The organism is Plantactinospora soyae (assembly GCF_014874095.1).
Classification (GTDB): Bacteria; Actinomycetota; Actinomycetes; order Mycobacteriales; family Micromonosporaceae; genus Plantactinospora; species Plantactinospora soyae.
Genome location: NZ_JADBEB010000001.1, coordinates 2,233,722 through 2,253,237, shown reverse-complemented (window position 1 = coordinate 2,253,237; position 19,516 = coordinate 2,233,722). Strand labels below are relative to the sequence as shown.

At 68.6% G+C, this 19,516-nt stretch carries 16 protein-coding genes; 7 read left to right on the top strand and 9 right to left on the bottom strand.

Features of this window, described 5'->3' with window-relative positions:
* Positions 1 to 17: 17 nt before the first annotated feature.
* Positions 18 to 1,868: a M48 family metallopeptidase gene (locus tag H4W31_RS10035; protein ID WP_318783122.1), complete on the bottom strand. Its 1,851-nt coding sequence runs from the start codon at positions 1,866 to 1,868 to the stop codon at positions 18 to 20.
* 255 nt (positions 1,869 to 2,123) lie between these two features.
* On the opposite strand from H4W31_RS10035, the gene H4W31_RS10030 reads away from it, so the two are divergent.
* Positions 2,124 to 3,197 carry a PHP domain-containing protein gene (locus H4W31_RS10030; protein WP_192766402.1) on the top strand — a complete coding sequence of 358 codons (1,074 nt, stop codon included), beginning with the start codon at positions 2,124 to 2,126 and terminating at the stop codon, positions 3,195 to 3,197.
* On the opposite strand, the gene H4W31_RS10025 is transcribed toward H4W31_RS10030, so the two are convergent.
* Complete coding sequence (locus tag H4W31_RS10025; protein WP_318783121.1) at positions 3,183 to 4,157, bottom strand: DMT family transporter; 975 nt, start codon at positions 4,155 to 4,157, stop codon at positions 3,183 to 3,185. The two genes, H4W31_RS10030 and H4W31_RS10025, sit on opposite strands and share 15 nt — an antisense overlap.
* A gap of 115 nt (positions 4,158 to 4,272) precedes the next feature.
* On the opposite strand from H4W31_RS10025, the gene H4W31_RS10020 reads away from it, so the two are divergent.
* Positions 4,273 to 4,869, top strand: a complete 597-nt coding sequence (locus H4W31_RS10020; RefSeq protein WP_192766401.1) for a Uma2 family endonuclease — start codon at positions 4,273 to 4,275, stop codon at positions 4,867 to 4,869.
* A 95-nt stretch (positions 4,870 to 4,964) separates the two neighbouring features.
* Positions 4,965 to 6,635, top strand: coding sequence for a DUF885 domain-containing protein (locus H4W31_RS10015; protein WP_192766400.1), 1,671 nt, complete (start codon positions 4,965 to 4,967; stop codon positions 6,633 to 6,635).
* 93 nt (positions 6,636 to 6,728) lie between these two features.
* Here H4W31_RS10015 and H4W31_RS10010 read toward each other — a convergent pair whose 3' ends face one another.
* Together H4W31_RS10010 and H4W31_RS10005 are read right to left on the bottom strand one after the other, a co-directional pair.
* Positions 6,729 to 9,929 carry a DUF7933 domain-containing protein gene (locus H4W31_RS10010; protein ID WP_192766399.1) on the bottom strand — a complete coding sequence of 1,067 codons (3,201 nt, stop codon included), beginning with the start codon at positions 9,927 to 9,929 and terminating at the stop codon, positions 6,729 to 6,731.
* 287 nt (positions 9,930 to 10,216) lie between these two features.
* Entirely contained in the window at positions 10,217 to 10,585 is a 369-nt protein-coding gene (locus H4W31_RS10005; RefSeq protein ID WP_192766398.1) for a MerR family transcriptional regulator, read from the bottom strand.
* Between the two features lie 65 nt (positions 10,586 to 10,650).
* Between H4W31_RS10005 and H4W31_RS10000 the strand changes: the two genes are divergently transcribed.
* On the top strand, positions 10,651 to 11,454 hold the full coding sequence (locus tag H4W31_RS10000; protein ID WP_192766397.1) for an aminotransferase class IV family protein: 804 nt from the start codon (positions 10,651 to 10,653) through the stop codon (positions 11,452 to 11,454).
* A gap of 40 nt (positions 11,455 to 11,494) precedes the next feature.
* On the opposite strand, the gene H4W31_RS09995 is transcribed toward H4W31_RS10000, so the two are convergent.
* Positions 11,495 to 11,644 carry a hypothetical protein gene (locus H4W31_RS09995; RefSeq protein ID WP_192766396.1) on the bottom strand — a complete coding sequence of 50 codons (150 nt, stop codon included), beginning with the start codon at positions 11,642 to 11,644 and terminating at the stop codon, positions 11,495 to 11,497.
* Positions 11,645 to 12,291: 647 nt separating this feature from the next.
* Between H4W31_RS09995 and H4W31_RS09990 the strand changes: the two genes are divergently transcribed.
* The 3 genes from H4W31_RS09990 (at position 12,292) to H4W31_RS09980 (ending at position 14,056) form a co-directional block, all read left to right on the top strand.
* Positions 12,292 to 13,110 carry a helix-turn-helix domain-containing protein gene (locus H4W31_RS09990; protein WP_192766395.1) on the top strand — a complete coding sequence of 273 codons (819 nt, stop codon included), beginning with the start codon at positions 12,292 to 12,294 and terminating at the stop codon, positions 13,108 to 13,110.
* Entirely contained in the window at positions 13,070 to 13,261 is a 192-nt protein-coding gene (locus H4W31_RS09985) for a DUF397 domain-containing protein (RefSeq protein WP_192766394.1), read from the top strand. Before H4W31_RS09990 ends, H4W31_RS09985 begins: the two co-directional genes overlap by 41 nt.
* 231 nt (positions 13,262 to 13,492) lie before the next feature.
* On the top strand, positions 13,493 to 14,056 hold the full coding sequence (locus H4W31_RS09980; RefSeq protein ID WP_192766393.1) for a DUF7691 family protein: 564 nt from the start codon (positions 13,493 to 13,495) through the stop codon (positions 14,054 to 14,056).
* Positions 14,057 to 14,230: 174 nt separating this feature from the next.
* Here the strand turns inward: H4W31_RS09980 and H4W31_RS09975 are convergent, their stop codons facing one another.
* The 4 genes from H4W31_RS09975 to H4W31_RS09960 all read right to left on the bottom strand — a co-directional run bounded on the left by H4W31_RS09975 (position 14,231) and on the right by H4W31_RS09960 (position 19,375).
* Positions 14,231 to 14,782 carry a Uma2 family endonuclease gene (locus H4W31_RS09975; protein ID WP_225945466.1) on the bottom strand — a complete coding sequence of 184 codons (552 nt, stop codon included), beginning with the start codon at positions 14,780 to 14,782 and terminating at the stop codon, positions 14,231 to 14,233.
* 63 nt (positions 14,783 to 14,845) lie between these two features.
* On the bottom strand, positions 14,846 to 16,792 hold the full coding sequence (locus H4W31_RS09970) for an ABC transporter ATP-binding protein (RefSeq protein WP_225946375.1): 1,947 nt from the start codon (positions 16,790 to 16,792) through the stop codon (positions 14,846 to 14,848).
* A gap of 152 nt (positions 16,793 to 16,944) precedes the next feature.
* The gene (locus tag H4W31_RS09965) at positions 16,945 to 18,678 is read right to left on the bottom strand and encodes an ABC transporter ATP-binding protein (RefSeq protein WP_192766391.1); all 1,734 of its coding nucleotides are present in this window, start codon (positions 18,676 to 18,678) and stop codon (positions 16,945 to 16,947) included.
* 34 nt (positions 18,679 to 18,712) lie between these two features.
* A complete protein-coding gene (locus H4W31_RS09960) occupies positions 18,713 to 19,375 on the bottom strand; it encodes a TetR/AcrR family transcriptional regulator (RefSeq protein WP_318783120.1) in 663 nt (220 codons plus the stop codon).
* Positions 19,376 to 19,516 lie beyond the last annotated feature (141 nt).

Below are 19,516 nucleotides of genomic sequence, written 5' to 3'. Positions count from 1 at the left end.
CGGCGGGGTGGGTCGGCTCAGTCCGGCGAATCGAACGACTTGAGCGCCTTCAGCAGGGTGTCGCGGCTGTGCTTCTCCAGCAGTTCACTGCTCCAGCCCTCCTGCAGGGCCACCCGACGGCCGTCGTGCAGGACGAGTTCGGCCTTGAGCGGCACCTGCTTGCGTACCGTCGCCGTGGCGACCTCCTCGAAGGGCATGAACTGGTGCCGGCTGGCCAACTCGGCGATCGGGGCCGAGTCGACCAGTTCCCGGAGCCGCTTCGTACCCTTGTCCGCCTTGCCCGGGTTGCTCACCAGGACCAGGCCACGGTTGAGCATCAGCAGGTCGTGGTCGACGCCGTCCACCTTGATGTTGGCGAGCGCGGCGAGCAGTCGGGCGCCGGTCGCGTCCGCTCGGCGCTGCACCACCTTTCCGGCGGCCGGGTCGATGCCGAGCGCGGTCAGCCGCGCGACGGCTTCCGGCAGGGTCTGCGGCGCGACGGCCAGCTCGGCGATCTCGGTGAGCTGCATCGGCTGGCCGTCCCGGCCGACGAATCGGGCCGGCTCCGACCAGGAGTGCTGCCAACGGGCCGCCCCGGAGGTGACGGCGGCGCTCTGCAACAGCGACTCCATCGCTTCCACGAACTTCCCGGCCGCCTCCTTGCGGGTCGCGTTCGGGAAGAACTGCTCGGCGAACGCACCGAGCCGGCCGTCCTGCACCAGTTCGAGTACGGCCGGCAGCCCGGGGTCGGGCGTACCGGTGAACCGGCCGAGGGCCCGGAAGACGCCGTCGGCCTGCCGCTGCACTGCCGCCGCGACCATGGCGGCGGTGAACTCCGGCCAGGGCAGCACGGTCCGCTCCCCGACGTCGACCACCAGCTGTTGCAGCCGACGGCCGAGCGCGCCGATGTCCGGCAGCAGCACCCGGGCCGGCCGGCCGTCCTCGGCACTGGGCACGTCCGGGGCGGCGGCGATGATGCCGATCCGTTCGGGGATCGGCGGATGGGTGTCCCAGCGCGAACCGCCGCCCTCGGGCTCGGCGCCCCGCATCTCGTCCAGCTCCGCCTGGCGGGCGACGAGCAGCTCGCCGAATCCGCCGAAGAGGTCCTCCGGGGCGTAGCCGGCCTGCCAGCCGGGGTGGACGTACCGCCCGAAGTAGAAGTCCCAGGCCGCGTCGAGGATCGGCAGTTCGCGCAGGGCGGACGCGGCGGCGGCCCGCCCGGCGACCCGTACGGAGGACCGGTCCGCCTCCAGCTCCTGCCGGCGGGAGGCGGCGTTGTCGACGAGCAGGTACAGCCGGGCGTATCCCCGGAACACCCAGCCCACCGGGTTGTACTGGCCGATCCGGCTGATCGTGCCGCCCATCGCCAGCCGTCCCCGGTACGCCACCGCGCCGAGCCGGGTGTGCCGCCCCGAGTAGTGGCCCAGTTCGTGCGCGAGGATGGACCGGATCTGGTCGACCCGCATCGCCTGGAGCAGCGGGAGTCCGATGTAGAGGATGCGCCGACCGCTGATCAGGCCGAGCAGTTTGGCGTCCTCGGTCACCGCCGCGTTGACCTCGGGAACCAGCCGGATCTCGTTCGGGACCCGGGTGCCCACCACGGTGGCCAGCTCGTGCACCGTACGCCAAAGTTCCGGCGCCTGGTCCGGGCCGACCGAAAGCCCCGGCGCGGGCTGCGGCTTGGCGCGGATGGCCTTCCACAGTGCGACGGCGACGGCGCCGATCGTCGCGCCGAACAGCGGAAGTGCGAGCTTCAATGCGAGCAGGCCGGTCAGCACCGTGCTGAGCCAGAACGCCAGGGCCACCGCGCCGACGAGCTGGATGAGCGCGACGACGTAGAACCCGGCGAGCATCACCACCGACGCCAACGCGCGGAAAGTGGCGACCACGATTCGTCCTCCCCCGTGAGTGCGGCAGCCGCCCGTCGGCCGTACAACCCGGACGGAGAAAGCGGCGCACGGACACTACGACGGTGATCTTCGCTCGACATCCCCTTAGCGGTGGACCTCGCTCGGCCAATCGACCAGGTCCGGCCCTCCCCCGTTACGCCACGCGACCGTCGCGCGACCCCGCACCCACGGCGGGCCACGCCGCGCCGTCGGCGATCCACACCACCGGGGACGGGTGACAACTAACGTGGCGGTATGACCGACCGGGATCCCCTCGCCGATCTGCGCCGGATCGCCTTTCTGCTGGAGCGTGCGAACGAGGCCACCTACCGGGTCCGGGCGTTCCGGTCCGCCGCCAAAACCCTCGCCGAGCTGCCGGCCGAGGAGCTTGCCGCACGGGCCGGGGCGGGCACCCTGACCGAGCTGTCCGGCGTCGGTGACGTGACCGCGCGCACCGTCACCGAATCGCTGCGGGGCGAGGAGCCGGTCTACCTACGTCGGTTGACGGCGACCGAGGGGGTCGACCTGGAGGGTGCCGCCGCCGCGCTGCGGGCCGCGCTCCGGGGCGACTGCCACACGCACTCCGACTGGTCGGACGGGGGCTCGCCGATCGAGGAGATGGCGCTGGCCGCGGTCGATCTGGGGCACGAGTACCTGGTGCTGACCGACCACTCTCCCCGGCTGAAGGTGGCCCGCGGGCTGACCCCGGACCGGCTGCGCCGGCAACTCGACCACGTCGCCGCGGTCAACGCCGCGCTGCCGGAGGGCTTCCGGATCCTCACCGGCATCGAGGTCGACATCCTCGACGACGGTTCCCTGGACCAGGAGGAGGAGCTGCTCGCCCGGCTGGACGTGGTGGTCGGCTCGGTGCACAGCAACCTGCGGGATCCGCAGGCCCGGATGACCCGGCGGATGCTGGCCGCGATCGCCAACCCGCACCTGGACATCCTCGGCCACTGCACGGGGCGGATGGTCACGGCCCGTCCGCCGGGGGTGACCGGGGCCGGAGACCGGGGGCACCGGGCCCGTACCCGGCCGCCGAGCGAGTTCGACGCCGACGCCGTCTTCGCCGCCTGCGCGGAGCACGGCAAGGCGGTCGAGATCAACTCACGTCCGGAACGGCAGGACCCGCCGAAGCGGCTGATCCGGGTGGCGGTGGAGGCCGACTGCCTGTTCGCGATCAACACCGACGCGCACGCGCCGGGTCAGCTGGACTGGCAGGGGTTCGGCTGCGAGCGCGCCGCCCGGTGCGGCGTACCGGCCGACCGCGTCGTCAACACCTGGCCGGCCGGGCAACTGCTGGACTGGACCGCCTCACACCCGGGCTGACTCGCTGACCGGCGCCAGCCCGCTCGGGATCTCCCGGCGGCGCCGTCGGGTGCCGATCATGCCCTGCGAGACTCCCACGCCGACCAGCACGATCGCCGCGCCCACCGGCTGGTACCAGGCGAGGTGCTCGTTCAGCGCGAGGACCCCGATCAGCACCGCGAAGATCGGGATGACGTAGGTGACCGTCGACGCGGTGCTCGCACCGGCCAGCCGGATGTTGCGCATGTTGATCACGAAGGCCAGGCCGGTGCCGAGCGCACCCAGCGCCAGGACGCTGGCGATCACCTCGCCGGAGAGCCGGGTCGGCACCGGCGGGGCACCGGCGATCAGCGGCGCGACGATCGCGAGCTGCGCCGTCGCCATCAGGAGCTGCCCGGCGGAGAGTGCGAGGCCGGACTCGGGCCGGCCGGCGAAGAACCGCTTCTGGTACGGGATCGCCACGCCGTAACACGCCGCGGCGGCGAAGCAGAGCAGCTGCCCGGTGAAGTGGGCACCGCCGAGGCCCTGCCACACGCCGAGCACCACCAGCACCCCGACGAAGCCCAGCCCCAGGCCCACGCCCCGGCGGGCGGTCATCCGCTCGGTCCGGAACACCAGCACCGCCAGCGGCAGCACCACCAGTGGAGTGGTCGCGTTCCAGATCCCGGCGAGCATCGACGACACCCGCTGCTCGCCGTACCCGAAGAGGGTGAACGGCAGTGCGATCCCGATCGCCGCGTACACCGCGCTGTGCAGCCACAGTTTCGGATCGCGGGGCAGCCGCTCGCGGAGGATCGCCAGCACCACCAGCAGGGTGATCGCGCCCGCCCCGACCCGCCCCAGGGTGACGTAGACCGGGTGCATCTCCCGGATGCCGACCTTGATGAACAGGAAGCTCGATCCCCAGATGGCGGCGAGCGCGAAGAAGCCCGGCAGCCAGGCCCGGAAGGCGACCTTGTCAGGAGCGGTAGGGGCAGTCACTCCTGACACTCTGCAACAGGGGTCCGACAATGTCCCGCGACTTTCTCGCCTCGTGTCGGACGACACACGCCGGAAGGTCGGGTTGGTACCGTCGAGGGCGTCGAGGAGGTGACCCATGGCGATGCCGGCCCAGTTCGATCCGCTGGTCGATTTCGACGGCATGTGGACAACCCAACTCGCCGACCGCTATCTTCCGCTGCCGGAGCTGCCTACCGCACGTTACGAGTGCATCAACGGAAGGTTAGTGATGACCCCGGCAGAAGTCGGTGCCAACAGTTACGGGGAGATGTCCCTCGCCCACCTGCTTCGACCCGCGGCCCAGGCTGCCGGGTTCTACGTCTACGGGCCGGTCAACCTCACCTTCGAGCTGAGGCAGTGGATCCAGCCGGACGTCACGATCCTGCACGCGCTTCCGCAGACCGACGAAGAGGACAAGTGGGTCCCGGTCCGGCTCTGCACCCTGGCGATCGAGTTCGTCTCCACCGGCAGCCGCAAGCAGGACTTCATCGACAAGCCGAGGCGGTGTGCCGAGGGCGGCGTTCCCTACTTCATGCGGGTGGAGATCGTCCGCCGGCTCCGGCACGCCTCCGTCGAGTTCTTCACCCTGGTCGACGGCGAGTACCAGCGCACCGCCGAGGCGGTTGCCGGGCAGCGGGTCCGGACGGATCTGCCGTTCAAGATCGACTTTGATCCGCGCGAGCTGCTGCCCTGATCCCGGGTCCTCGCCGGGCGGGCGCACCCGACCGACTTCGGTACCTGCGGGTAACACGGATGAACCAGACGGCACGGATCACGTAGGGTCGTGCCGTGGGACGAATCAACGAGCTGGCCGACCGCTACGTCGACGACTGGGCGCGACTCAATCCGATCGGCGCGACCTTCGTCGGCATCGGCGGCCACGACGACCAACTCGGGGATCTCTCACCCGACGGCTACGCCGCGCAGGCCGACCTGACCCGACGTACGCTCACCGCGCTCGACGCCACCGAGCCGGACTCCGAGGCGGAACGGACCGCCAAGGAGGCGATGCAGGAACGGCTGGGCCTGGAACTCGCCCGGTACGACGCCGGCGAGTCGACCAGCGAGCTGAACGTCATCGCCAGCGGGCTGCACGAACTCCGGCAGGTCTTCGACCTGATGCCGACCGAGGGCGCGGAGGCGATCGGCAACATCGCCGCCCGGCTCGACAAGTTCGCCGGTGCGGTCGAGGCGTACAAGGCGACGCTGCGTACCGCCGCCGAGGCGGGCCACGTCAGTTCCCAGGCCCAGATCGTCGAGGTCGCCAAGCAGTGCGACATCTGGACCGACCCGGACGGCGACAACTTCTTCCACGCCCTGGTAGAGCGGCTGCCCGCCGACGGCACCCTCGCCGCCGAACTGCGCCGGGGAGCAGCTGCCGCCACCGCCTCGACCGCGCAGTTCGGGCACTTCCTGCGTGAGGAACTCGCCCCGCTGGGCCGGACCAAGCAGGCCGCCGGCCTCGACCGGTACGAACTCGCCTCGCAGTACTTCCTCGGCGCGAAGATCGACCTCGCCGAGACGTACGCCTGGGGGTTCGAGGAGCTGGCCCGGCTGGAGGCCGAGATGCGCGCGGTGGCGGTGGAGATCGCCGGCCCCGGCGCCAGCGTCGACGACGCGGTGACCGCGCTGGACGCCGACCCGGCCCGCCGGATCCAGGGCAAGGAGGCGTTCCGGGACTGGATGCAGGCCCTGGCCGACAAGGCGATCGCCGAACTGCACGGCACGCACTTCGACATCCCCGAACAGGTACGCCGGATCGAGTGCTGCCTGGCGCCGACCAGCGACGGCGGGATCTACTACACCGGCCCGAGCGAGGACTTCTCCCGACCGGGTCGGATGTGGTGGGCGGTGCCGCAGGGCATCACCGAGTTCTCCACCTGGCGTGAGGTGACCACGGTCTTCCACGAGGGCGTACCCGGGCACCACCTCCAGGTGGCCCAGACCCAGGTCCGTGCCGACCTGCTCAACCGCTGGCAGCGGCTGCTCTCCTGGTCGTCCGGGCACGGCGAGGGCTGGGCGCTCTACTCGGAACGACTGATGGACGAGCTCGGCTACCTGGCCGACCCGGGTGACAAGCTCGGCATGCTCGACGGACAGGCGTTCCGGGCCGCCCGGGTGATCGTCGACATCGGCATGCACCTGGAGCTGGAGATCCCGCAGAAGAACCAGTTCGGATTCCACCCGGGCGAGCGGTGGACCCCGGAGCTGGGCTGGGAGTTCATGCGGGCGCACTGCCGGGTGCCGGACGAGAACCTGCGCTTCGAGCTGAACCGCTACCTGGGCTGGCCGGGACAGGCGCCGTCGTACAAGGTGGGCGAGCGGATCTGGTTGCAGGCCCGGGCGGACGCCAAGGCCCGCAAGGGAGCCGACTTCGACCTCAAGGAGTTCCACCGCGCCGCGCTCGACCTGGGCTCGATCGGCCTGGACCCGCTGCGCTCCGCACTGGCGCGGATCTAGCGTTCCTGCCGGTCAGACGTCTCCGACCAACCGGGCCCAGGCCGCCGCAACCGGGTGCATGACCGTGTCGAGGTCATGCACCCTTCCATTGGCTCAGGCTACGAAGCGCCTGCGTCGGACCAGCCGATGACTGATCGTGACGAGCGCCGCGCCGAAGCCGATCATGGCTAGGGCCAGGATGATGTAGCTCGCTCCCTGGCTACCGGTGACGGGCAGAATAGGACGTTTGCCGACCGTGAGGCTCGCCGAGGCGGGCGAACCGGGGCCGCTTTCCACCGAGGTGACGGGAAGCGTCGTATTGACCTTCGTCCCGGTGGTCGTGCCGGTGACGTTGACCGACACCGTGCAACTCCCGTTGGCCGGCAGGGTGGCGTTGAACAGGCTGATGCTGCTGCCGCCGGAACTCGCGACGACCGTCCCGGAGGCGCAGTTGGTCTGCGCGGCGTTGGGCGTGGCGACCACCAGTCCCGAAGGAAGGTTGTCGACGAAGCTGACGCCGGTCAGCGACCTGCCCGAGTTGGGATTGGTGAGGGTGAAACGCAGCGATGTCGTTCCGTTGCGGGGGATGCTGGCGTCTCCGAAGGCCTTGGAGAACGTCGGTGCTGCGGCAACCCTGACCGTGATGCTTGCTGCGGCGGGGGTGCCCGGGCCGGTCTGGTCCGAGTCGACCGGGCCACTCGTGTTGACCTTTGTACCGCTGGTCGTGCCGGTGACGTTGACCGAGAAGGTACAGGTCCCGCCGGCCGGTAGGGAAGCACCCGTCAGGCTGATGTTGCCACTACCAGCGGTGGCGGTGATCGTGCCACCACCACACGAACCACTCAACCCGTTGGGAGTCGCCACCACCAACCCGGCAGGCAACGCGTCCGTGAATTGAACCCCGGTCAACGCCGTGCTCGTGTTGGGGTTGGCGAGGGTGAAGCTCAGCGACGTCGTCCCGTCGGCCTCGATGACGACGTCTCCGAAGGCTTTGGAGATCGTCGCTGGCGTAGCGGGCGCGATCGTGACGCTTGCCGAGGCGGGGGTACCTGGGCCGCTCTGGTTCGAGTCGACCGGACTGCTCGTGTTGACCTTCGTACCGCTGGTCGTGCCGGTGACGTTGACCGAGAAGGTACAGCTGCCGCCGGCTGGTAGGGAAGCACCCGTCAGGCTGATGTTGCCACTACCAGTGGTGGCGGTGATCGTGCCACCACCACACGAACCACTCAACCCGTTGGGAGTCGCCACCACCAACCCGGCAGGCAACGCGTCCGTGAAGTTGACACCGCTCAACGCCGTACCCGGATTGGGGTTGGTGAGGGTGAAGCTCAGCGACGTCGTCCCGCCGGACTCGATGATGGCGTCTCCGAAGGCTTTGGAGATCGTCGGTGGCGCGATGACCGCGGCGGCGACCGTGACGCTTGCCGCGCCGGCGGCACCCGGGCCGCTCTCGTTCGAGTCGACCGGGCCACTCGTGTTGGCCTTTATACCGCTGGTCGTGCCGGTGACGTTGACCGAGAAGGTACAGCTGCCGCCGGCCGGTAGGGAAGCACCCGTCAGGCTGATGTTGCCACTACCAGCGGTGGCGGTGATCGTGCCACCACCACACGAACCACTCAACCCGTTGGGAGTCGCCACCACCAACCCGGCAGGCAACGCATCCGTGAAGTTGACACCGCTCAACGCCGTACCCGGATTGGGGTTCGTGAGAGTGAAGCTCAGCGACGTCGTCCCATTGAGAGGGATGATCGCATCGTCAAAGGCCTTGGCAATCGTCGGCGGCGCGACGACCGCAGCGCCGACCGCGACGCTTGCCGAGGCGGGAATGCCCGGACCGCTCTGGTCCGAGTCGACCGGACTGCTCGTGTTGACCTTCGTACCGCTGGTCGTGCCGGTGACGTTGACCGAGAAGGTACAGGTCCCGCCGGCCGGCAGGGAAGCACCCGACAGACTGATGTTGCCACTACCAGCGGTGGCGGTGATCGTGCCACCACCACACGAACCACTCAACCCGTTAGGAGTCGCCACCACCAACCCCGTGGGCAACGCATCCGTGAAGTTGACACCGCTCAACGCCGTACCCGGATTGGGGTTGGCGAGAGTGAAGCTCAGCGACGTCGTCCCATTGAGAGGGATGATCGCATCGTCAAAGGCCTTGGCAATCGTCGGCGGCGCGATGACCGCGGCGGCGACCGTGACGCTTGCCGCAGCGGCGGCACCCGGTCCGCTCTGGTCCGAGTCGACCGGGCCACTCGTGTTGGCCTTTACACCGCTGGTCGTGCCGGTCACGTTGACCGAGAAGGTACAACTCCCACCGGCCGGCAGGGAAGCACCCGACAGACTGATATTGCCACTACCAGCGGCGGCGGTGATCGTCCCACCACCACACGAACCACTCAACCCGTTGGGACTCGTCACCACCAACCCGGCCGGCAACGCATCGGCGAAGTTGACACCGGTCAACCCCGTACCCGGGTTGGGATTGGTCAGGGTGAAGCTCAGCGACGTCGTCCCATTGAGAGGGATGATCGCATCGTCGAAGGCCTTGGAGATCGTCGGCGGCGCGATGGACGGAATGCAGAACGGGCGCGTGATGGTGTTGCGGATCAGCGTGACGGCACCGTTTCGCGCCAACACCCGCCCGATCACGGTGGCGCCTTCGCCCAACGTCGCTGATTGCAGCGCCAGGATGCTTCCGGCGAAGACGGTTCTGGTGTTCAAGGTCGCCGAGCTGGTGACCTGCCAGAACACATTGCACGGTTGGGCGCCGCGGATCAGGCTGACCCGGCTGTCAGTCGCGGTGATCAGGCTCGAGCCCGCCTGGAAGATGAACACCGAGTTGGGATCGTTCTGCCCGTCCAGCGTGACAGTGCCGGTCAGCGACATGACGGCGGGCGACCTGTACACCCCTGCGACCAGGGTTTGGCCGCCGAGGTCCGCACTCACCGTGCTGGTGGCCGGCTGCGCCGCCGCGAAGTTGTACGCCGTGGTCAAAGCGGACTGGGCCTGCATCGCTTCGGTGTCGCCGACGTGTATTTCGCCGTTCACCACGGGGGAGCCGGTGAGCGAGGTACCTGGCCAGACACCCAGGTCCCCGTTGATTGTCGATGGGCCGACCGGGGGCGGGACGTCCGTGACCTCCTGGCCACCCAACACCCCGTAGGTTTCGGCGACCCCCAACGGGACCGGGGGCTGGGCCCACGCCGCCGGCATCCCAACGACTCCAACGAAGATGATCGTGGCGACGAAGGCCCCCACCATTGGCACCGCAGCAAACCAACGGCGTACAGGAGACGCCAAACGGGTCACCGACACGGATTTTCCCCCACCGATCAAGATCCCGCCCCGGGGCCGGATTCAGTACACGAAGGTTGTTTCTCAGACGCGCGTCAGCAAAGACGCCAAAAACCATGTTAGTTCCTAACTTGGACATAATGGCACCAAAACACCTAGACAGGGCGTAAACGATGATGTACGGCGTGTCCGAGGCCGCCGGACCGGGCGGCAGCTGACCCGGAACGGGGCCGGCCTGATCGAGTGATCAGGCAGGTCAACGCCGGGGCACCCAGTGCTGGGATTGACCCCAGATTCGTGCGAGGGGTTTATACGGCGGTGGGACGTCCCCCGACCGGGGTGGTGGTGGCGAGGATCCGGGTGAGTGCGGATCGCGCATCTTCGAGCGTGGAGATCTTGTTCTCCAGGCCATGAAGCTGTTCCCGCAGCGTCGGCGCCGCGCAGTGTTGTAGCTCCGGGCCCGGACCCTCGACGCAGGGCAGCATTTCGCGGATGACGCTGGTGGACAGGCCGGCGGCGAGCAGGGCCCTGATGTGTCCGACCACCACGGCGGCGTCATCGGCATATCGGCGGTGGCCACCGCCAACCCGGTGCGAGGTGAGCAGCCCCTGCTCCTCGTAGTAACGCAGCATTCGAGGACTGACGCCGGTTTCGTCCGCCAGATCCCCGATCTTCATCTGCGTGTGATCTCCCTCATCTGCGCTTGAAACTCACACCTATGTCAGATTCTAACGTTGCCGCCATGACCTCTTTCGTCACTCAACGTAACGGCAGGGCAGCGGCCGCCTCGGAGTTGGCGCCGCTGGCTTTCGCGGGCTATGCCCACTTCACCGCCATGCAGGTGCGCGGCGGCAAGGTCCGGGGCCTCGACCTCCATCTGGAGCGGCTGCGGTCCGCCTCGGTGGAGTTGTTCGGTCGGGCCTTGCCCGACGATCGGGTGCGGTCCTGTCTGCGAGCGGCGCTGGAGGCCGGTCCGGCTGACCTCTCGCTGATCGCCACCGTGTACTCGCCAGCGGGCGAGTTCACCGTGGCCGGCGCGGATGTCGAGCCCGAGGTGCTGGTCCGTACCGGACCGGCCGGGTTCGGCCCAGCGGGCCCGCTGACGCTGGCGACGGTCGAGTACGAACGAGTCCTCCCGACCGTGAAGCACGTCGGTGAGGTGGCGAAGACGTACTTCCTCCGTCAGGCCGTTGGACGGGGCTTCGACGACGCCGCCTTCGTCGACCGTCGCGGTCGGCTCAGCGAGGGTTCGATCTGGAACCTCGCCTTCTGGGATGGCACCTCGGTGGTGTGGCCAATGGCCGAGATGCTGATTGGCACCACGATGGGCATCGTCCGCCGGCAACTGGATCGCCTCGATGTCCCCCAGCGGGTCCAGGAGGTCACGCTCGCCGACCTGCCGGCGCTGGCCGGGGCGGTCGTCATGAACTCGTGGACGCCGGGTGTACCGATACACCGCATCGGCTCGGTGCCCCTGCCTCAAGCACCAGAGTTCCTGGAGTTGCTGCACCGGGGATACCGGGCCGAGCCACTCACCTCGCCGTGACGGCCGGTCCGGGGCGAGCCTGATCGGGTGAGAAGGCGGGTCAGTGACGCCGGGGCACCCAGTGCAGGATCTGGCCGGCGATCAGTGCGGGGTGCGTGTCGGGGAGTTCCTCCAGGGCACGGGCGAGATGTGCGGCGAGGTACATCAACAGGCCCACCCGATCGCCCCGAAAGCCAATCAACAGGGACATCCGCGCCTGTGGACAGGGCCAGGCGTCATCGCAGACACGGCAGCGGTACGACGGATGTGCCGGGACGTGGGCACCGGCCCCGCCACGCCGCCGGGCGGCGAAGCGGTACCACCGCTCCTGTGGCCCGATCACCGGTCACGTCCGATCGCGTCGCCGGGCGCGATTCCGCTGCTCCGCGAAGAGGCTGCCGGCTGGCCCGTCCAGCCCGGCCCATTGGTTGACCATCCGGCGAGGCGGCGACGGCGGGAGCGGGAGCGGTGCTGGCTCCCAGGGCCTCGGCGGTGCCGCCGTCAGCGAATCGAAGTCCGGACAGCGCCAGCGGAACCCACATCGGCAGTACCGCCACAGCCGCCGCCAGTCCCGTCGGTGTACGCGCCGTACTCGGCGAGAAGCCATTGGTCACCTCCTGGAAGTGAGCGGGGCAGGAGCCGCTATTGCGCACGCCGTGACCCCCGCCCCTTATCCGGATGACGGAGGTTGGATGGACTCGGCCCAACCGGGCTGCCTATTTCCCGGTCATGTCGATGGGCCGCGCCGGCTCTCCGTCTTATTCCACCCTGGACTGTGACCGCGCGGTGACGGAAGATAATTGGCGGGCACTACCAATCCATCTCCGAAGCACAGCCGGCTACAGGAGGGCATTGAACGTGAGTAATCTTCCGGCGAGACTTAAGGAGCTACGGGCCGAGCGGGGCGTTAATCAAGATCAGGTAGCCGATGCGGTTCAGGTCAGCAAGTCGCTGATCGCGGCATTCGAGACGAGCCGGCTCGCCCCGCAGCAGGACACGGCGGCGGCACTGGACGCCTTCTTCGACACCGGTGACGAGATTCAGAAACTGTCCGCCGAAGCCAGGAAGAATCGGAAGCCGACCCCGAGCTGGTTCCGACCCTGGCGGGACGTGGAGGAGACGGCGGTAATCCTCCGCTACTTTCAGGCAACCCTGATCCCCGGTCTATTGCAGACAGAGGATTACGCGCGGGCGGTCTTCGCCAGCACGGGCATGCTCAGTGACGACGAGGTGGCGAGCCGGGTTGCCCAGCGATTGGAGCGGCAGGCCGCCATCCTCGACCGGGCGGACCGGCCGGCCTTCGCCTTCATCATCGACGCCGCCGCCCTCCGGTGCGGGCCACCCGCGATTGCCAAGGACCAACTGCTGCACCTGGCCGACACCGGTGCCAGGTCGAACATCTTCGTCCACGTCGTCCCGGACTCCGCCGGGTTACACCCGGGCCGCAGCGGGTCATTCGCCCTGGCAACCATGGAGGTCGGTGGCGCGGTTGGCCTCCTGGATGACTTCTACGAAGGCCGCGTAACAGCGGAACCAACTCACGTGACCGGCCTGGAGCGAACGTGGCAGACTATAACGGCGGTCGCCCTCCCGTGTGACCAGTCGAGAGATCTCATCTTGAGGTTGGTGAATGACTATGACGACCCAGCAACCAAACTGGCGCAAGTCCAGCCGTAGCGGCCAGAACGGCGGGGACTGTGTGGAGGTTGCCGACAACCTCCCCGGCCGGGTCCTCGTCCGGGACAGCAAGGACCAGCAGGGACCGGTGCTGACCTTCAGCCCCGAGAAGTGGCAGGCATTCGTCAGCCTGACCAGCCAGCACAACTGACCTCGGTGCGCCGCAACAGCCCGGGGATCCTGAACGGACGACAGAAAAGCCCTCCGCCATCCCGGCCGAGGGCTTCTCTGGCTGTCACCTTCGGCCGGGACAGCCCATGGGCATACGTCTGCCTTCGTCGGAACCGGTCTCTCCGCGTACCCGGATGACCTTTGCGGCCGATGTCGCACCCCGCGCCTAGACTCAGCCATTGATCTTGCCGGACGTATGAAGGGATACGGCATGGGTTACGGCGTGATGGCCTATGCGGTCGACATCGACAAGCTGGTGGCTCTCTGCGGCAGTGGTGACGACCGGATGCGGCGAGTGATCAGCGGCAAATTCCGAAATGACATCTACCAGGTCAACGACTTTTTGGGTTGGTCCAACGAGCGCGGTGAGCCCTCGGTCTTCACGGCGATCAAGCACCTCGTCATGGGGGAGGAAAAGTCGCTCGACGGTGCCATGTACGGCTACGGGTTCAAGTTCATCGTCGAGTTTTCGGGCAGGTTCCTCGACAACGGCCCGTTCTACCCGTGCCCGTCGCAGTACCTCTCGGACACCGTCGACGTAGAGCTGGCAGGCATCGGTGCCAGCATCACCATGAGCGACCTTGTTTTCGGTGGCGCCCCGGTGGCGTTTCCCGCCCCGCATGACTTCCCGGCGATCGGGCACTGGACGGCGGACCAGGTCGCCCAGAACGTTGAGCCATTACGGGCGGGCTCCAGCACCGAGTTGAAGACCATCGCGAGTTGGCTCGACCAGGCCGCCGCCACTGGCCGAGGGGTGGTCGGCTTCTACCACTGAGCTATCGAGGGTGCGCCGGGCAGGACGCCCAACGGGCCTCGGGCTCTCCCGGTCGGGGAGAGTCCGAGGCCCCCGGGCACAACTGACCCTGACGCGCCCCCAGCTGTTCGATGCGCCGCCAGCAGGAAGACAGCAGCCCCCGCCATTGATGTCGGGGGCTTTCTGCGCTTCCAGTCAGCCGAGGTCGTACTCGCTCGGGCTGGTGTTGAGCACCCAGGCCAGCGGCATGCTTGCTCGTACCGCGTAGTGGTCACCGTCCAGGCGGTGCATGGTGACGGTCTGGGCCGCGTCCTGGTCGACTATCCAGTACTGCGGGATGCCGGCGGCCGCGTACTCGTTACGTTTGGTCACCGTGTCCACACCCTCGGAGCCCGGCGAGACGATCTCCACCACGAGGAGTACATCGGCGACCGGCAGCCAGACACCGTCGACCTGGGCCTTGCTCCACACGACCAGGTCGGGGATGCGCCCACCGACGCCGTTCCGACCCGGAATTCGCAGTCCGACCGCCTGCGCGATCCGGTCGGCCGGGACACCGGCGGTGGCGAGCCACACCATCAGCCGCGTCGCGATGATCGCGTGTGCATACCCCGGCGGCGGCATGATCGAGAGAACTCCCTCGGGGCTGATCTCGTACCGGTGGTGCTCGTCGGCAGCCATCATGGCGGTGAGGTCATCGAGCGTCACGACCGGGGGCATGTGCCTGCCAACAGCCTCGGAGCTCATGCCCGCATCCTACCGGTGCCGGCCGGGGCAGGGTCCCGGCCGACACCGCTCGTCCGTCGCCCGTCACCCCCGCTGCCGGGGCGCCCCGGTGGGTACGCCGGCCGGTCCGGCCACCACGGCCGGCTCCACCTCGACCGCCGGCTGCGAGAACTGCGCGTGGTAGAGCCGGTGGTACGCGCCCTCGACAGCCAGCAGCTCGTCGTGGGTACCCTGCTCGACGATCCGGCCGGTCTCCATCACCAGGATCAGGTCGGCGTCCCGGATGGTCGACAGCCGGTGCGCGATCACGAAACTGGTCCGGTCCGCCCGCAGTGCGGCCATCGCCCGCTGCAACAACACCTCGGTACGGGTGTCCACCGAACTCGTCGCCTCGTCCAGGATCAGCAGCGACGGGTCGGACAGGAACGCCCGGGCGATGGTGATCAGCTGCTTCTCGCCCGCGCTGACGTTGTTGCCCTCCTCGTCGATGACGGTGTCGTAGCCGTCCGGCAGGCTCTGCACGAACCGGTCGACGAAGGTCGCCTTCGCCGCCGCGACGATCTGCTCCTCGCTCGCCTCCGGGTTGCCGTACGCGATGTTGTCCCGGATCGTGCCGCCGAACAGCCAGGTGTCCTGGAGCACCATGCCGATCTCGCCGCGCAGGGTGTCCCGGCGCAGTTCCGTGAGGTCGACGCCGTCCAGGGTGATGCGCCCGGCGTCGAGTTCGTAGAACCGCATGATCAGGTTCACCAGGGTGGTCTTGCCGGCGCCGGTCGGCCCGACGATCGCCACCGTGTGTCCGGGCTCGGCCACCAGGGAGAGGTCGTCGATCAACGGCTTCTCCGGGTCGTACCGGAAGGAGACGTGCTCGAACTCGACCCGGCCGTGCCGGTCGGTGAGCCGGGCCGGTACGGCCGGGTCCGGGCTCTGCTCCCGCGCGTCCAGTACGTCGAAGACCCGCTCGGCCGAGGCGACCCCGGACTGCAACAGGTTCGCCATCGACGCGACCTGGGTCAGCGGCTGGGTGAACTGCCGGGAGTACTGGATGAACGCCTGCACGTCGCCCAGCGTCATCGTTCCGGAGGCGACCCGCAGGCCGCCGATCACCGCGATCAGCACGTAGCTCAGGTTCCCGATGAACATCATCGACGGCATGATGATGCCCGAGACGAACTGTGCCGAGAAGCTCGCCTTGTACAGCTCGTCGTTCTTGGTGCCGAAGGCCGCCTCGACCTCGCGCTGCCGGCCGAAGACCTTGACCAGCTCGTGCCCGGTGAACGCCTCCTCGATCTGGCCGTTCAACGCCCCGGTGTGCTGCCACTGCGCGATGAACTGCTTCTGTGACCGCGTCGCGATCTGCTTCGTCACGAGCACCGACAGCGGTACGGCGACCAGCGCGACCACGGCCAGCAGCGGCGAGATCACGAACATCATCACGAGTACGCCGATGACGGTGAGCAGCGAGGTGAGGAGCTGGCTCAGCGTCTGTTGCAGGCTCTGCGAGATGTTGTCGATGTCGTTGGTGACCCGGCTGAGCAACTCGCCCCGGGGCTGGCCGTCGAAGTACGGCAACGGCAGCCGGTTGAGCTTGTCCTCGACGTCGGCGCGCAACTGCCGGATGGTGTTCTGCACGGCACCGTTCAGGATGTACCCCTGCAACCAGCCGAGCAGGCTGGCGGCGAGGAACAGGCCCATCGCCAGCAGCAGCACCTGGCCGAGCCGGCCGAAGTCGATGCCGACGCCCGGCAGGACGTCCATCTTCTCCAGCATGTCGGCGAAGCTGTCGTTGCCGGCCGCGCGGGCATTGTCGGCGGCCTGCTGGGCGGTCACCCCGGCCGGCAGTTGCTTGCCGATCAACCCGGAGAAGATCAGATCGGTGGCGTGCCCGAGGATCTTCGGGCCGACCACCGACATCCCCACGCTGACGATCGCCAGCACGATGACCGCGAGCAGGTGTACCCGCTGCGGCCGGAGCCGGCCCATCAACCGCCGGGCCGACGGGCCGAAGTTCATCGACTTCTCGGCCGGCATTCCGACGCTCGCCCACGCGGGGCCGCCCCGCCCGCCCCCGGCCGGCAACCGCGCCGGAGTCGTCGGGGCCGTCTTCTGGTTCAATTCCGCACTCCGGGTCTGCTCGTCCGCCGGCTTGCCGTTGGCGTCGCTGATTCGCTCGCTCCGCTCGCTCATGACCGGACCGCCACGGCCAACTGGGACTCGACGATCTCGGCGTACGTCGTACAGCTCTCCAGGAGTTCGTCGTGCCGGCCGGCGCCGACGATCGACCCGTTCTCCAGCACGATGATCTGGTCGGCGTCGACGATGGTGGAAACCCGCTGCGCCACGATCACCACTGCGGCGTCGGCCGTGACCGGGCGCAGTGCCGCCCGCAGCCGCGCGTCGGTGCCGAGGTCGAGTGCGGAGAACGAGTCGTCGAAGAGGTAGATCTCCGGTTTCCGGACCAGGGCGCGGGCGATGGCGAGCCGTTGCCGCTGCCCACCGGACAGGTTCGTTCCGCCCTGCGCGATCGGAGCGTCCAGCCCCTCCGGCAGCGCCTCGACGAAGTCCCGGGCCTGGGCGATCTCCAGGCTGGCCCAGAGTTCCTCGTCGGTCGCGTCCGGCTTGCCGTACCGCAGGTTGCTGGCGATCGTTCCGGTGAAGAGGTACGGCCGCTGCGGCACCAGGCCGATCCGCTCCCAGAGCAGGTCCGCGTCGAGTTCCCGGACGTCGACCCCGTCCACCAGTACGGCACCGCCGGTGACGTCGAAGAGCCTCGGCACCAGCCCCAACAGGGTGGTCTTGCCCGCTCCGGTGCTGCCGATGATCGCGGTCGTCTGTCCGGCCCGGGCCCGGAACGAGATGTCCCGGAGCACCGGAGCCGCGGCACCCGGGTACTGGAACCGGACGTCCCGCAGTTCGAGGTCACCGTGCACCGCGACCTCGGTCACCGGTCGCGGGGCCGACACCACGGAGGATCCGGTGTCGAGCACCTCGACGATCCGCTCGGCGCACACCGCCGCCCTCGGCACCATGATCAGCATGAAGGTCGCCATCATGACGGACATCAGGATGAACATCAGGTAGCTCAGGAAGGCGGTCAGCGCACCGATCTGGATCTGTCCCGAGTCGATCCGGGAGGCGCCGAACCAGAGCACCGCGACGCTGGAGGCGTTGAGCACCAGCATCACGATCGGGAAGACCAGCGCCATCAGCCGGCCGACCTGGAGTGTGGTGGCGGTGAGGTCGGCGTTCGCCGCGTCGAACCGTCGGGTCTCGTACGGCTCCCGGACGAAGGCCCGGACGACCCGAATGCCGGTGATCTGTTCCCGCAGCACCCGGTTCACGGTGTCGATGCGGGTCTGCATCAGCCGGAACTGCGGCACCATCCGACGGATCACCAGGCCGATGGCCAGCACCAGCACCGGTACGCAGACCAGCATCAGCCAGGAGAGTCCGACGTCCTCCCGTAGCGCCATGATCACGCCGCCGAACAGGGTGATCGGGGCCGCCACCAGCATCGTGCAGGTCACCACGACCAGCATCTGCACCTGCTGGACGTCGTTGGTGTTGCGGGTGATCAACGAGGGCGCGCCGAACTGGCCGACCTCGCGGGCGGAGAATCCCATCACCCGATGGAAGATCGCGGCCCGTAGGTCCCGACCGAAGCTCATCGCGGTCCGCGCGCCGAAGAAGACCGCCGCGATCGAGCAGGCGATCTGCACCCCGCTGATCAGCAGCATCCAGCCGCCGGTGCTGACGATGTAGCCGGTGTCGCCCCGGGCGATGCCGTTGTCGATGATGTCGGCGTTGAGGCTCGGCAGGTAGAGCGAGGCCATGGTGCCGACGAGTTGCAGCAGCACCACGGCGGTGAGCGGTCGGGCGTACGGCCGCAGGTAGCCGCGTAGTAGTCGCGTCAGCATCGCTGACCCCCCGTTTCGAATGCGCGGTTGAAGATCATGACTGCTCCGGGTGGTGTCGACGCACCCCGTCGAGCAGCAGGGCAACGATTTCCTCCGGGGCGATCGGCTGCCCCTCGGTTATCAGTGGGTGGGAGCCGGAGAAGAGGACCAGCTGCATCAGCCGGGCCACCTCCTCGACCGGGTAGCGGAACTGGTGCTGGTCCGGCCGCAGCAGGTCGGCGGTCAGTTCGAGGATCCGCTCCCTCGGCGCCCGGAGGTTGGCGCGGTGCTCCTCGTGTTCCTTGGGCGGCGGCGGAGAGTGCACCCCGATCGCGATCAGCAGGTTGATCACACCGATCAGGCGCCGTTGCATGATGCCGGCCGCCTCGGTGAGCCGCTCGCGCAGCGGCAGCGCCGGGTCCACCGCGGCGAGTTCGGCCAGTGGTTCGGTGGGATCCAGTGCGGTCGAGACGGCCGCCTGGATCAGCGAGTCCTTGTCCGGGAAGACCCGGAAGATCGTGCCCTCGGCGACCCCGGCGGCCTCGGCGATCTGCCTCGTGCTGACCTTCGTCCCGTACTCGGCCACCAGCGGCAGAGTGGCGGCGATCAGCGCCGCGCGGCGCTCGTCCGGCGGCAGTGGCCGGGCCCGTTTCGAGGGGCACTGGGCCGGCCCGGTTCCCGGGCGGTCCGCCGCGTCGCTGGTGCCGTCTGCTCTCACGGAGGGGAACTGTAACTGAGTGAGCGACTCACTCACCATTGATTTACCGCCTCTCCCCCGGCCGGCGACGTGATCCGGACAACAGCCCCGGCGACGAAGTCGGCACCGCGCATCCCCCACCCGACGCCGGGCCGCCCCGAC

What these genes read in the sequence shown, in the direction of transcription:
- H4W31_RS09995 (WP_192766396.1), bottom strand. Translation starts at nt 11,644, where the DNA reads ATGTCCCTGTTGATTGGCTTTCGGGGCGATCGGGTGGGCCTGTTGATG.
- H4W31_RS09970 (WP_225946375.1), bottom strand. Translation starts at nt 16,792, where the DNA reads ATGCCGGCCGAGAAGTCGATGAACTTCGGCCCGTCGGCCCGGCGGTTG.
- H4W31_RS10005 (WP_192766398.1), bottom strand. Translation starts at nt 10,585, where the DNA reads ATGAAGATCGGGGATCTGGCGGACGAAACCGGCGTCAGTCCTCGAATG.
- H4W31_RS09985 (WP_192766394.1), top strand. Translation starts at nt 13,070, where the DNA reads ATGACGACCCAGCAACCAAACTGGCGCAAGTCCAGCCGTAGCGGCCAG.
- H4W31_RS09975 (WP_225945466.1), bottom strand. Translation starts at nt 14,782, where the DNA reads ATGAGCTCCGAGGCTGTTGGCAGGCACATGCCCCCGGTCGTGACGCTC.
- H4W31_RS09980 (WP_192766393.1), top strand. Translation starts at nt 13,493, where the DNA reads ATGGGTTACGGCGTGATGGCCTATGCGGTCGACATCGACAAGCTGGTG.
- H4W31_RS10020 (WP_192766401.1), top strand. Translation starts at nt 4,273, where the DNA reads ATGGCGATGCCGGCCCAGTTCGATCCGCTGGTCGATTTCGACGGCATG.
- H4W31_RS10030 (WP_192766402.1), top strand. Translation starts at nt 2,124, where the DNA reads ATGACCGACCGGGATCCCCTCGCCGATCTGCGCCGGATCGCCTTTCTG.
- H4W31_RS09965 (WP_192766391.1), bottom strand. Translation starts at nt 18,678, where the DNA reads ATGCTGACGCGACTACTACGCGGCTACCTGCGGCCGTACGCCCGACCG.
- H4W31_RS10000 (WP_192766397.1), top strand. Translation starts at nt 10,651, where the DNA reads ATGACCTCTTTCGTCACTCAACGTAACGGCAGGGCAGCGGCCGCCTCG.